We start from the raw sequence: 13,355 nt of genomic DNA, 5'->3' as shown, positions 1-13,355 counted from the left end.
AGCGTCGCACGTAATGAGAGCTCGTCTAGTGAAAACTATATTCAGCTCGTCGTAGAAAGTTTCTAAAACTAGCTCTGCCGTTATCACGCTTGAAAGAGGCGACAACGTATCGGGAATTCTGCGCGGTCAGCACCCAAAATCGTCCTTCCTTTTGCACTTGGCTGATATCGCTGGTGCGCAAAAAGTGACCATCTGCATAGCGTCCGTGAGGCCCTTGATCCACGTGACCAAAAACGATACCCACCGCTGAATTTGCGTATACGAAAACGTCGCTCAGGATGGCAGTGATGGTTTCACCATACAGATGCTTGCTTGCGCGTAGGATTCTGCGCAGATGAAAATCCGTGAGATGCCTGGAGTGAAATTCGATCTCTGTAGCGTTCGACATGGTCTAGATCTCGGTTTAGAAGATTTTCTTCACTTCAACTAAGGAGTCGACACAAAACAGAGGGTCATGAACGTCTGCATACACCTCCCCACTCGCTACCTCCAGAAGGCACACTTGAATGCCGTTTCTATCGAGGCCAATCGACATACCGACCAGCCTTTCCATGCGCCACCCATCAGTCTTGTTCATCCAAGCGGGAGTGATTGCCTGTACCTCCTTGAGGACTACATCCTCACCGCATTTCTCAAGAACCTGCTTAAACCCCAATTCATCTCCGACCATTTCAACCACGGGGGTCATACGGTGTTCGTTTCTAATTTTTAGATCAATGTGGTACCAGTGGGTCGGGAGCAATCGCGAGACCTTAAACCAATGCGCATGTCCTTCGCCGAACATTCCTGCGACTCCGGCCCTATCTGTCACGTTTGTTCCGAACATCTCAACCTCAATCGTTGAACCGATTTCACGCTAGAAAAAAGAGAGAACCGTCTTGAGACTTGCTGACTTTTCGTAACCGGGCCCTTTCAACACGTAGATCGTGTTCCTTGTTTCAAAGAGGAACCCCTCCTCAAACGTGGTTGCAAAAGTGCTACGCACCCAGTCACCCACGTCGAAGCGCCGCTCACTATCAAAGCGAACATTGTGAGCAAACAGAATCATTGGAAGCTGCCCGGCCGCATGGATTTTGTTCAGCTCCTCTTCGCTTACGTCCACGTTGAAAATTGTCCAGTTCTCAACCAAGCAGTACGGCTTGTACGGATACAGTGCTCGGACGAGTTCAATGAGTTGCTCATCTGTGTCCATAGAGCCCTGGAGTGGTTCACCGGGGCCACCGATTAGTTCGTCATCACATTCTTTTTGATCTGTACTCAACTGCTAAATCTCCGTTGATGCATTGTCTGCGTTCACCACGCGCGCCCTCAAAGGCTGTGCAGCTGTAGGCCGGAACCGACCTCAAACAAACGAGGTTGGTTTATCACGATCCTTGGTCGCTCGAGGTCTGTGACTACCTCTAGAGCTGGCGTGCCCCCCATGGACATACCGGTTTTTGAATGCCCCTGCTTATTGGAATTGGCGCCGTCCTGCCCCGCCCTCAAACCACTGCTTACCGACTCTGGTACGCCCAGAAGTACGGATAATACACTATATTGACGTTTATCCGTAAAGCTCAGTTATGGCTATATCCTGACTTTTGAGAAAGTCATGGAACTGAGAACCGCATTTGCAGGTGTGCTTAGGGCGCTCCGTCTCGTCCGGCGCGCCAGGTACGCTGACGTCTCGGATGCGACCCACCGACGTAAAGTCAGTGCCCTTGAGAACGCACAGACCAGCATCACCGTCGAGCAATTTGACGAGCTGGCGCAGTCCCTTGGCCTCGATCCCATAGCGATGCTTACCCTCTGCATTGCCCACCGCCAGGGTGAGCAGCCACTCACGGTAATTGGCCGTGCATTGACCAATGTAGCGGCCTTCGAAGCTGAGGGTGGCATGAAGGTACTCAGCGATCAGTTCGATGCTGACGGTAACCTGATAAAACGTGGACGCGGCAAGCCGCTAAACGCAGATAACGAGAGAGCGGTACTGGCACTCAAAGCGGAAGGTGCGACGCAACAGCAGGCTGCGGCGCACCTGGGGCTGGCGTTGACGTCGGTGAGGGAGTATTGGAGAAAGAGATAGTCGAGGTATCTCCGACCGCAGGCGAAGTAATTTGTCAAGAGCGGCACATGAATGAGGACGATGGCTGAAGTCTTCACTCCAGCGCTGCCTGGATGACGGTGTTTAGCGGCGCTCCGGTATTGGCGGTCTTGAAGATCTCACCGCCTGCGGAATGAGTTGGCCCAGTAACGTGTGGACGATTCAACGTTTTGCCCAGCTTGAACATAAGGAGCGGGATATGGCTTCGTGAAAACCTTCCAAAAAACTCGATATCAGGGTGGACGATGTCTCCCCCAACTTGACCAGTTTCTCTCGAACGACCATCACTTCCTCTGCACTTAAGTTCAGAGTTACCATGCGCCCCAATTGCTGCGGTGAGGGTGGCAGCGTTCTGCGGACGCAATGGTCATGGTGCCCCAAGTAGACGATTTCTGCCGGTGAAACCATACCGCTTAACCATCCGATCAATAGCAAAGCCCCCATCCGCTGGTACGGATCACTGTCATTCAATCCGTACTCGATGCGCTCATGCAGATCCAGATTTAGTCTGCACAAAACATGTTGGGCGCGAGAAAACCCCACTGACGCTATCCCACCAGGTGCAAACGCCGTTCGCTTCGCAAGCAACAGTCCATACAGCGCTTCCACTCCCTCGGTGAGCTCCTGCCCTGGTATCAACGATTCAATCCAATTCTGCATGCGTATTGCGATTCCCGCAATTCGCCGGTCAAAGAGAGAGCTCTGCCCTGTTCGCTCACCTGCTGAATAGAGGTACGCATCCCAGATACGTCTTTCAGGTGTAAAAGTATCCCGCGGTCTCATCAATGGGCGTCGGTGTTCAACGCAATATACGCTGGTCGTGTAGCACCAAGATTGACGCCAGACTGGAAAACCAGTCGTCACCATACTTTCGAGAAGACAAGCAGAGCAGTATGTGTGCCGGAAATGGATGTCAAGCAACCCTGACTGGCGCGCAGCAAACTGCTTTCTTAAGACATTCGCTCCGGTACCATAAGTGTCATGCACAACTTTAAATAGCATGGTATCAAGATCAAACTCGATGTCCTCAAAGACTGGAGGTGGCCAAGACTTCACGACACCGGGCACCACTCGTTTTGGGGGAGCGAGGCACTGGTTAATTGTACTCCGAAATAAATGAGGGTTTCGGAGCTTGTTCTGGCCCAAGCACCGCATCACCCAAGAAAGAAGTGTCTCTCCCAGGATGAAACGGGGCGGTCTCCCTGATGAAAATTCGTCGAACAACTCAAAATTTCCACATATTACGTAGGCTCTCAACGGGCAACGATGGGCAAGTTTTGTACAAGGGGTTTCGCGCTAATATCTGTAGAATTTGTATGAGGGCGCCGCTGGCACCATGAGCTTTATCCAGAAGATTTTTTGTGAAGTCGTCATTGGCCATTTGCGAGCGCTTGAAGCCACATGCCTTCCCAACTTGGTTAATGAATGCAAGATACTGTTGGTCATACTGCCATACACCGATGTCGACATAGCGTATCTCTTTACCTATGATCTCTTTCAGAGCACCGTCTAAAATATTGGGCCCAGAAACTAACAATAACTTGATGTTCGGAAAACGTCTCTGGAGGGTCTGCACCAATCCAAGAGAAGCGTTCCGTTGCTCTTTACCACCGCCAAAGTGGACGCTGGCATCGTCAAACACTAGACGGAATTCCCGACCGCCAATCATATCTTCAAGTGAGCATTCGATATTTCGAAATGACATGAACTGGCTAGTCAGAGGTAGGCCTAGCGCTGACGCAAATGCCAAACCCACGTTGCGATATACCTTGGTGAAACTCCCAGGCACGTAAGCAGTATAAACGTTTGCCCGATCGGCATTTTTAAGCAACCGCTTGGCAACAGTGGTTTTACCTGTCCAGGTCTCTCCTCCTAAAATAGTTGGTATGTTAGCGGAAAAGCCTGCCAAGGCGTTCTGCTCAGCTTGATACTGTTTTGGGCACGATAAATATTTCACTCGACAATACCCTTTGGTCGCACACGGGTATTCCACTTCGAACGAGTAGCAGCCTGCAAGCTTTCAAGTGTAATTTTCTCATCGCCCCATATTACTGCCAAGCAAGCGGCCGCTCGGAGCAACGTGCAAATATTTCCTATAATCCCCAAAGTATTAGCATAGATATAGTCAGACATTGCCTGAGAAGAAAGATGTGACCTCTTTGCAAGTGGAACGATCTCCTCCCAAGTATCCAAAAAGTTAAGATACTCTGCATCGTTTTTCGACCAGGGAGTGAGCTCGTAGAGCTCAAATCGGCGGACGTACTGTGAGTCAATTGCGAGAGCATTGAGGGCCTCATCGATACCGAAAACAAAAAAGCTTAGGTAAGCAGGCGCCCCACATAAGCCCCTCAGCAAGGAGAGAAACGTATCCTGCTCGCCCTTAGAAAGCCCCTTGATAGAGTCGTGAAACTCATCCATAAACACACCGCGAATATCGTTAGCGATACAGTATTCGGCCACCATGCTAATGGGGATTCCAGCTTTCCCAGGTTCCATGCCCAAAGCCGACAAGAGCTTCACCATAGGCTTTGTCTTCCCAGTATCCTTAACAAAGGTCACATACCTGATTTTATGACGCCAAGATTCATCTTTCCCCCTGACCGCATTGCAAATTGTAGTCTTCCCATGGTTAGATCCGGCAGATACGACTAGACACGGAGCCTCCATACTGCCGCGTTCGATGCTAAGCATGTTGTCGACAATGTTAGACACGGTAAGCAAGTGTTCGGTGTTGACCTTAATATCCTGCCGAATAATCTTACAGCGTTCCTCATCTGACAGAATCAAAGCGTAACGCCGGCTCTCATGCAAATGTTCCCCGTCCATTCTCAGTTTTCCCACTTAAGTTTTTTTCGAGTTTGATCAGAGCTTGGTTCTTTGGTGTTCACCTGAAGCAAATTCCCCTCCCCGCCGTAGGAAAGAAAAGACATAGTTTCCGCAGCCGTAACTTTCTTGGCTACGTTTTGCCGGAGACGCTTGGTCGTAGCCTTAGAGTTTTCCACTAAATCATGATTATCCAAGCGAACTTGGTGCAACTCCTCGTCCACCAGTGTTCCCGGGCGACGGTCGCGAGGTCGCGAAAACGCCCAGTACTCGCTGTACGAGACCGGGGTTTTCGTCAAATCAGAATAAGGAATTTCATGATACCTGCCATCTTGACGCAACCATATTTTTGAAAGGTTCAACGGGTTGTACTTAAACGAAAGTCTTGAACCAACGAACCTACTGAGTATTGCCGAAGAGTAAAACGACCTACTAAACTCGACTCCCTTTGGTTGCACGGTTCGGGTCACACTTGGAAAAAAGTCAAGAGCAAATGTTTGGAAGTTCCCCGGCATAGGGGGTACATAATCCGGCCCCTTCTTGGCCATCTCTGCATCCCAAACCTCGAACGGTGCAAGTCTGTTCAACCCTTCATGAGCACGGCCATGATAAATCGCCACTTCATTTGCGAACCACTCACAAAATGCTGAAAAGGTCATAGCTGAATGCTTGGCAGAGTCGTAGTCTGCTTTTTTCAGCACATTCGAGTAGGTAGTACCTGGCAGAAGATGCACCTTCCCCATCAGCGTACCGATAATTCGCTCAACGTGCCCTCCGTAATGCTTTTTCCCAACAGGTCTCAGCATGGGGACGATTTTGTAATATTGCAGGGTGGCTTCAAGTTCTGGGCTAGTAAATTCCGCGGCGTTATCCATTCCAATTGCACCAGGCACTCCCCAGTACCTGTGGCGAGTATTCTGACCACCACCGAGAGCGATTGGAAAGGTTTGCTTAGGAAAACAAGCAGAAAGCATCGCCATGGCAACGCTTAGTGAGCTAGGCGGATGGAGTGCAAGATAGTAACCAAGAATAACGCGACTCTTAAGTTCGATAACTACCGTCAACCAAGGCCGCATGAGTGGTCGACCATACTCGTCGCAGATAATTACATCCACCCGTGTGTGGTCGATTTGCACCATATTAAGGATGGTGTCTACATGAATCATCCCTGGTTTCAGATCAAACTTTTGAAGCATCGGCTCTCTGCCGTGCATAAGGGAGTAAACGGCTTTCTGCCCGAACGATTCAAGCCTTCGCTTCAGAGAATTAAGACTCGGGGTTTTAACCCCCACGGAGTGACATAAAGAGTCGACATGTTCCCAAAGAGAAGTAAACGCTTCTAACTTTTTAGTCTTATCTTTAAGGCGTTTTGAAATTGCGTTTTCCATGATTCTCTCTTGAATATCAGAAAGCAATCGCGAATTTTTTTTTCGCCCTCTGACACTTCTAACAAGAGAAACTGCACCGAGTTCTGGGTCATATCTTTTCAATAGGCGTCGAATCGTTGTTTCTGCTGAGCCAAGTTTTTCGGCAAGCTCTGTCCGCGAAACTTTTCCCATCAAGAAGTCGTTAATGTTTTTTGCTCGTTCCGAAGCAATAGCCAACTCCTTGGGATTGACTTCTGTTTGTTCCATCCAAATCAAACGGCGATCATTGTATAGCTCATGTTTTTCTTTATCCACCTCAACCAGATTTACCTGAGTAAAGAGCACATCAAAGGTTTGCTCACTTTCCAGGCTTTTTAGGGTAATGGCACCGTCAGAGCCACACCCTATCACTCGATATACTTTTTCCTCAAAGCTAACAAAATTTCCTTCGACGATGGGTTGCAACATAAGGACTCGGCACCGACTGTTTTAAATTCTAGGTGCGCAAGAATAGCTCCATTACTACCGAGCTTGTCAACGGTCATTAAATTGGCGTTAGGCAGAAACTAATCTTGCTTTAGGCACTGAACTAAATTGCATATATTGACGAAACACTTGAACTAATATTGTATTAATTGACGCCAAATTTAAACTAATTTAATCAATTGACACGCCCATACTCAGCAATAACCGAGCCAGGCACCTGTGATCCCCGAATTCACGACTCATGGATTGTTATTTTCCACTCGCCGCTTGAGGTGTCAATTATTCAATATATACAAATAAAATGAATAAAATTTAATTCAAACTTTAAATGTATGAGCCGAATTCACGTTGTAGGGGGTATTTCATGAGCCAGCCCCGAGCCCATTAACACCTTTGAAGTGCTTCTCGACTTGGAATAACCGCCAAGATAATGACACGACTCTTTATACGGCAGTCTGAGACGCCGCATCCGACGGAAAAAAGGGTAATTATGGAGTCAAAAAAGCTGCTTTATTTATATTGCAGCGGGCCAGTTCAGTCTATCGAGGCGACTGTTATCTTAGCCTGTGAGCCGCACTCCACGTTCAATGGCATAGCAAGGGATAATCTAGCCCCTTCGTAGCCACCGGAGGTTAAAACGTAATGTGCCCTTCAACACCCTATGGGGCTTGCAGGAGGCTTTACAGCGCGCTGACCATCCTTAGCCTGGCATGTATCCAACTTCGTTTCAGCGCATAAGGCTGCAGCTGAGAGTATTCGCTGCCGGTTGGAGTTCCCCCTGATACACCGTATTAGTAAACGCTCCTTGACCAGCAGCCTTACGAGGGGAGCAGGAAGCGATCTTTCTAGACTTTTAGAACTGGCATATTTCTCAAAGCCGCACGAGCTTAAACTTTTTAAAAAACCCGATACAAATCAACGGGTTGGATTCCATTGTCAAAACCAGGATAAACAGGTTATTTCAGCCCCCCCCTGAATTTGCGGGCTAAGACCGCACTCCTTTAAAAATGAACAAATCCACTAATGCATCCAAGCTTTCGGTCATTTTTAAAAGCCAGAATCGCTAGAAGCCACGGATCCTATGGGCTTGAGCGTTTAGCCACTTTTAAAGGAGGGCCACATCTGTGGCTTTCAGCATGGTGTTGGTGCACCGATTTCAACTGCTGCCATGCGTGGTAAAGACAAGCGCCGGCTGATTTACATGCAGATGCTGCAGGTTTGGCGGTTCCACCTTGCGATTGAAAGCTGCGGAGCTTTCCTCCCACCAAATACTCTGGAAGCTTCACCAGAATTTGGTTCAGTGTAATACCGTTGTAAACCTCAATTTTGGCTTGTTAACTGCGGTGGTTAACAGGTCAAAAAACAAGTTTACAGAGTAATACTGAACCACAATCGTTGGCGAAGCCGTGCGTGCACTGGGTGGGAAATTCGATTTGAGCGGCCTCGACGGCGTAACGCCTGCCGTCGACTACAACCAAGCTTTGCTTGATCTGGATCGCGGGTACGAAACGCACTACAAGCTGACCGCTACTAATTCGCACATTGTAGGAGTTGCCATGACGCCTGGCGTTTTGCGTAACGGTGCTTTATTTCGCCTATTATTGACCTGGAAGACGCCCAAGGTCGAAATCATGCAATCCATATTTTGGCCCATGAGTGCGGGCATGTTGAAGTGACCAATGCGTTCGACCGCTACTTTGTTGATAGAACCCATGGAGGATCATCGTTTCTGGGTTGATATTCCCTATACTCCTGAAACAGATCCCCTCCTCTGCAAATAACCTATGAGGATAGCTAAACTAAACATCTATTTAGTTGAGTTAAGTTTGATTTTTCAGTGGCATGCTCCACGCCAGATACCCCGCCCTTCGTCGTTCTAACTCCATCAGGCTTCGGCTAATTCTTCAGGGGTGAAGCAACCAGTCGTATCTCGACCGACTATACCGCTCCTCTTTTCAAAAAGAGCCTTTCAGGAGGCCTCGCCAACGTTTGAGCTATCGACCATTTTCAAGGAGGAGTCTGGGCAGCCACGCGACAAGGGTACGTCCATCAGGCCCTCTCGGCATGTGTCCGTCATGCAGTGATGATGCATACTCATCTGTATTACGTATCCAGCGGTCGACGCTATGAAAAGAACCCTCGCCGTACTTGAGCTCTTCGCCTTTGGTATGGACTCCATGCTGGCTGAGGCCCTTCAGGCCGATGGCTGGACACCTCACAAACTGCGCCAACGAAGCGATTGGGAACTGATGCACCTCGGCCTCAGCCTCGAAATCAGGCAGTCCTTGCAGGACATCCAGTCCCCATCGATCCCTATTAAGGAGCTGATTGAGGTATTGGATGTCAACCACAGCATGTGCTGCATTTGCAGGGTGCCAGATCAACCCATCGTCGCTCACAGCATCAACCCGTTGGCTGCCGGCGAGCTTCCTTCTGCAAAAAACCTTGCGATTCTCTGCATATATCATCAGATCGAGGCGCAGAGCACGCGACTTACCACACACGCCAGTAGAAGCCTACCGGCACCTGAGTGGCTAGTTGCTGCAAAAAAAGCCTGGGAGGTGTACTACGACGAACCGGATTTGATCTCAATCAAGCAGGCTGAGAGAAAGCCTGGCGAGGTCAACTGGTGGTACTTCAACCTGACGGGCCTTTGTGAAGTCGTGAAACCTAGTGTTGATCTACAGCAACTGCCAAGCTTCCACTCTGTCTTCTCGAAAGACCTTTGTGACAACGAGGGGTTTCCAGTCTGGGCCTGTGGCGCCCCCTCCCCCTACCAAGGCCTTGGTGGCTTGGCTCTGCACTCATACATGTTCGAAATTCTATTCGAGCTCTTGGGGTTGCGTTCTTTGAGGATTATCTATCCAACCGATCGGCAAGCCTCAGTGATTGGAACTGTGCATTCGGGAGATCTGATCTGCTTTCATGGTGACCATGTGTTCGATGACGTCCTACCCAGAAAAACCGACCAAAACCTCATGCAGAGCACATGCAAGTTTAGGGCAATCGGAATCAGTTTTGTATTTGACTTAAGGGAGGCGACATCCAAGTTGGCACGATCCACTTTGCTTTGTGATCAAAGTAGATTGGCTAGCATTCTATTGGTTAGCAAGGTCGGTTGGGTTGAAGATAAGTACTGTATTCTTGGAACTGTGATGGCGATACGGAGTGCTAATGTTTAGGGCAGGTTTTGGGCGGAATCATGAATCCGAAGACGCCGCTCCTCGATATCAGCGTTGCTCCATTCAACAGCCCTCCTTTCACGCATGGACTTGAACTCTCTTTTTCCGTGTAACCAGACGTTGCCGGTGTTTCAGCTTGCTGAACCGAGTTTTTCCTTGATCATATCGAGGCTCAGTCCATAGCCCAGCAGGTAGGAGCGCGATTTCTGGGCCGGGTTGATACCGAGATCGTCCCCGTAGAGCCGCCTGGAGAGCTCTGCGTAGCTTGGGCATTTCATAGCTACACGGATCACGAAGTCCAGCTGATTTTGCTCGAACAAGTTAAGGTTATGGTCAGGTAGAAGTATGGCAACGTAATTATCCGTAGCGCCAGTGACTGGGCTCGGTGATCCCTTCCGTCCGTGGCGTACGTGATCATTGAAGCCCAGCGAAGACCATTTGGCTCGAAGCGTTGTGATCTCTGCGCCAACAACCTCTTCTGAGATGATTTCGCTAACGGAGCGCGTAATCATTCGCTCCACGGAGGCGGAAAGGTCTCGAAAATTCGCCAGCCAAGGAGCCTCGTTTGACAATGCGAATGCAAGGTACTGCCTTAGGGCCTTTGCTGAAAACCGCTGTATATGAGGAAGTGTGTTTGTCGATCTCTTTAGCTCGTACACGAGGTTTGGCTCTATATCTTCCGGTCGCTCCTGCAGAGACGGAAGCCTGAATTCCCAGGTTGAGAGCCGAGCCAGAAGGTCGGCTCGAAACTGACCGTTCCTGACCATCCCCTCATGATCCTTATTGGTCGCAGCAATCAGCTGGAAGTCTGTAGTGGTCAACTAATCCCGGACACGACGTTAAGTTTTTCCTCGGCCCGCGCTGGTGCCAACCCCTCGTTGAACTGGTGAGGCCGAATCCAGTTGTAGCGATGCATCAAAAAGTTGCTGATATCGCGCTGTGCTTCCTGCGCAGTTCGATAGCCCACGGTCGGTATCCATTCTGTTTTCAAGCTACGAAATACGCGCTCCATCGGTGCGTTATCCCAGCAGTTTCCTCGTCGACTCATGCTCTGACGCATGCGGTATCGCCACAACCGCTGGCGAAAGAGTCGGCTTGCATATTGCGATCCCTGGTCCGAGTGGAATAGCAGATCCGAAGGCCTGCCACGCTGCTCGTAAGCCATATCCAGCGCTTTGATCACCAGCTCAGCGTCTGGCTTTTCCGACAGCGCCCAGCCCACGATCCGACGCGTACAAAGATCCAGGACGACAGCCAGGTAATGCCACTTTCCTTGTGCCCAAATGTAGGTGATATCGCCGCACCAGACTTGATTGGGCGCAGGCACGTCGAACTCGCGGTTCAATGTGTTCGGGATATCCAGTCTTTCTACTGTTGCTCGTTTGTAGGCATGGGAGCCGGGTTGTTTGCTGACTAAATCAAGCTCGCGCATCAAGCTACGCACTTTGAATCGACCGAGTTGCTCACCGTCTTCACGCATCAGTGACAGGATGCTGCGACTGCCCGCAGAGCTGCGACTTTGCGAGAACAGCTCACTTACGCGACTACGCAATCGAAGCCGTTCGACATCCGGCGTGCGGCGCCGCGGGCGCTGGGCGTAGTAACACGAGCGAGTGACGTCAAACACCTTGCACAGCCAATCAACCGGCTCATGTGCCCTCAACTGGTCAATCAGCGCGAACGCTCGTGATCTTCCGACATCAAGAGCGCGGTAGCCTTTTTTAGTATTGATTTCTCTCGCTCAAGCCGAGCAATCCGGGCTTCCAGCTCCTGAATTTTTTGCTGTTCCGGAGTCAGTGCCTTGCTCTGCGGAGTGACGCCTTTATGTTCTTTCTGAATCTGGTCAACCCAGCGGCGCAATGCCGACTCACCAATGCCGAGCGAACGGCTGGCTTCGATGTAGCTGTAGTTTTGTTTGAGCACAAGGTCAGCAGCCTCGCGCTTGAATTCAGGAGTAAAGGAGCGGCGTTGTTTAGTCATCTGACACCTCGATCTGGCGAGCATTCTCGCCTAAATGGGTGTCCGGTTTCATTAGACCACTACAGTTTCGATCCTGCTCTCAGACGACCTGATTTGCGTCTCAGAAGAGCTTGTGCTCTCGACGCAACTGGATCGAAATCATCTTGGCGCAGCCCGTTAGGGCGAAGACCACAGCGCAGCTTGCTACGTACGGGAATGACTCCCACAGCGTCATGCATTGTGTGACCTCAATCGTCGCCCAAGCGAGATCCCACATTCCTTTGATTGCCATCGAGAGTGCTCCGGGAATGAGCAACCATGCACCGATAACCTTGGCTTGTGGGGATTGGGTGCACTCATACAGCTTGCGAAGCATTTTCACATCAGCATCCTCTGGTGGTAAGAAGATCCCACTCTAGGGAGGTGCCAATCGAATTTCCTCTCAACTGGATGCATTTACTCAATGACGGTGCTGATGACGCACCGCCCGATGGCATCTCTCAGCCGCAACGAGTCCTTGTGAGCCGCCGCCGTCTCAAGCCCGTGTTCCTGAGCGATTGCTGAAGCTATTTCGCGCCTTGTGTCCGCTCTTGCCCCGTTGATACATTCTGGGATCGGGGATGAAGTTAAAGGATACCGACCCCTCCACTGCCGCGCTAGCAGATCGAACGCTAGGCGCTAAAGCGTCCGGCTTTGAAGTAATCGACCTCTGACTTAATGCTCATCGTCAGTGTAATGGGCAGTGACCGCGACCACTCAACCAACTCCCGCGGCCGGCCTTTAACAAAATGAGGCGTTACCAGGAGGTACATCTATGGGCATCAAGATGAGCCAGGCACGAGACCAAAATGGCCATTTTTGGGATGCGGAGACCTATCAGAAAGGGCTAGGTGCAGAACCGCTGCTGTGCATATATTGCGAGACAAACGTGGCTCACAACCCTCCTTACACCAGGGAAATGTACGACAAGTCAGTATTCGTACCTGGTTACTTCCGCTTGAAGCCCAAGGGGGCTCATGCCGCGCACTGCGATTACGGCGTCGATGAAGAAATCGAAAAGATTGCGAAATCCTCAGAGGATCTCATCGAGAGCATTCAGCGCGACAAATATCGCCTGCGCTTGGTCATGATCCAGGAGGCATTGGCTGGCAATGCAGGTAAGCCTAGGCAGGGCGATGGAGAAAGACGCCAGGGCGGCCGTACTTACACCTCAAATCCGGGGCTTCTGCCGGCGTATGTCAACTCGGCTAACAGAGTCCTGAAGCTGCGCGCACTGTGCGCAAGCAATGAGGAGATGGAACAGCATCTTGAGCTGGTCTTCGAGGGCAACACCACCGTCTCGTGGGATCAGTTCTACTTTGAGCAAGAGCGCCATAGACACGCCTACCAGGCCGTGTCACAAAACACCGTGTCGCACCCTATTGCAATCTAGGGCCGTATCAAGAGCGTGCGATA

Annotated in this window: 14 protein-coding genes and 1 pseudogene; 4 read left to right on the top strand and 11 right to left on the bottom strand. The window is 50.3% G+C overall.

Annotated features, from left to right (window positions below; translation table 11 throughout):
* Positions 1–25 precede the first annotated feature (25 nt).
* From ACA043_RS14720 to ACA043_RS14710, 3 genes are all read right to left on the bottom strand, one after another.
* The gene (locus tag ACA043_RS14720; protein WP_497659577.1) at positions 26–388 is read right to left on the bottom strand and encodes a hypothetical protein; all 363 of its coding nucleotides are present in this window, start codon (positions 386–388) and stop codon (positions 26–28) included.
* Positions 389–403: 15 nt separating this feature from the next.
* On the bottom strand, positions 404–784 hold the full coding sequence (locus tag ACA043_RS14715) for a hypothetical protein (RefSeq protein WP_497659576.1): 381 nt from the start codon (positions 782–784) through the stop codon (positions 404–406).
* 72 nt (positions 785–856) lie between these two features.
* On the bottom strand, positions 857–1,261 hold the full coding sequence (locus ACA043_RS14710; protein WP_497659575.1) for a DUF6957 family protein: 405 nt from the start codon (positions 1,259–1,261) through the stop codon (positions 857–859).
* Positions 1,262–1,591: 330 nt separating this feature from the next.
* Between ACA043_RS14710 and ACA043_RS14705 the strand changes: the two genes are divergently transcribed.
* Positions 1,592–2,065, top strand: a complete 474-nt coding sequence (locus ACA043_RS14705; protein ID WP_497659574.1) for an XRE family transcriptional regulator — start codon at positions 1,592–1,594, stop codon at positions 2,063–2,065.
* Positions 2,066–2,245: 180 nt separating this feature from the next.
* Here the strand turns inward: ACA043_RS14705 and ACA043_RS14700 are convergent, their stop codons facing one another.
* The 5 genes and pseudogenes from ACA043_RS14700 to ACA043_RS14680 form a co-directional block, all read right to left on the bottom strand.
* The gene (locus ACA043_RS14700) at positions 2,246–2,743 is read right to left on the bottom strand and encodes a hypothetical protein (RefSeq protein WP_497659689.1); all 498 of its coding nucleotides are present in this window, start codon (positions 2,741–2,743) and stop codon (positions 2,246–2,248) included.
* A 135-nt stretch (positions 2,744–2,878) separates the two neighbouring features.
* Positions 2,879–3,307 (bottom strand): annotated as a pseudogene (locus ACA043_RS14695) (hypothetical protein); the annotation flags it as partial.
* Between the two features lies 1 nt (position 3,308).
* A complete protein-coding gene (locus ACA043_RS14690; protein ID WP_497659573.1) occupies positions 3,309–4,040 on the bottom strand; it encodes a P-loop NTPase family protein in 732 nt (243 codons plus the stop codon).
* Positions 4,037–4,909, bottom strand: a complete 873-nt coding sequence (locus ACA043_RS14685; RefSeq protein WP_497659572.1) for a TniB family NTP-binding protein — start codon at positions 4,907–4,909, stop codon at positions 4,037–4,039. Before ACA043_RS14685 ends, ACA043_RS14690 begins: the two co-directional genes overlap by 4 nt.
* 2 nt (positions 4,910–4,911) lie before the next feature.
* Entirely contained in the window at positions 4,912–6,741 is a 1,830-nt protein-coding gene (locus ACA043_RS14680; protein WP_497659571.1) for a TnsB C-terminal domain-containing protein, read from the bottom strand.
* A gap of 1,424 nt (positions 6,742–8,165) precedes the next feature.
* On the opposite strand from ACA043_RS14680, the gene ACA043_RS14675 reads away from it, so the two are divergent.
* Positions 8,166–8,435, top strand: coding sequence for a hypothetical protein (locus tag ACA043_RS14675; protein WP_497659570.1), 270 nt, complete (start codon positions 8,166–8,168; stop codon positions 8,433–8,435).
* A 450-nt stretch (positions 8,436–8,885) separates the two neighbouring features.
* Entirely contained in the window at positions 8,886–9,941 is a 1,056-nt protein-coding gene (locus ACA043_RS14670) for a hypothetical protein (RefSeq protein WP_497659569.1), read from the top strand.
* Between the two features lie 131 nt (positions 9,942–10,072).
* Here ACA043_RS14670 and ACA043_RS14665 read toward each other — a convergent pair whose 3' ends face one another.
* From ACA043_RS14665 to ACA043_RS14655, 3 genes are all read right to left on the bottom strand, one after another.
* The gene (locus tag ACA043_RS14665) at positions 10,073–10,453 is read right to left on the bottom strand and encodes a hypothetical protein (RefSeq protein ID WP_497659688.1); all 381 of its coding nucleotides are present in this window, start codon (positions 10,451–10,453) and stop codon (positions 10,073–10,075) included.
* A 305-nt stretch (positions 10,454–10,758) separates the two neighbouring features.
* Positions 10,759–11,921 (bottom strand): IS3 family transposase gene (locus ACA043_RS14660; protein ID WP_497659638.1). Its coding sequence is split into 2 segments (ribosomal slippage): positions 10,759–11,666 and positions 11,666–11,921, totalling 1,164 coding nucleotides; the frame shifts between segments, so codons are not numbered across the junction.
* Positions 11,922–12,021: 100 nt separating this feature from the next.
* Positions 12,022–12,282, bottom strand: coding sequence for a hypothetical protein (locus ACA043_RS14655; protein WP_193040903.1), 261 nt, complete (start codon positions 12,280–12,282; stop codon positions 12,022–12,024).
* 432 nt (positions 12,283–12,714) lie between these two features.
* On the opposite strand from ACA043_RS14655, the gene ACA043_RS14650 reads away from it, so the two are divergent.
* Entirely contained in the window at positions 12,715–13,332 is a 618-nt protein-coding gene (locus ACA043_RS14650) for a hypothetical protein (protein WP_497659568.1), read from the top strand.
* Positions 13,333–13,355: the final 23 nt, after the last annotated feature.

This window comes from Pseudomonas sp. LBUM1648 (genome assembly GCF_059716145.1).
The sequence above is the reverse complement of the archived record's forward strand: the minus strand, read 5'-3'. Positions and strand labels throughout refer to the sequence as shown.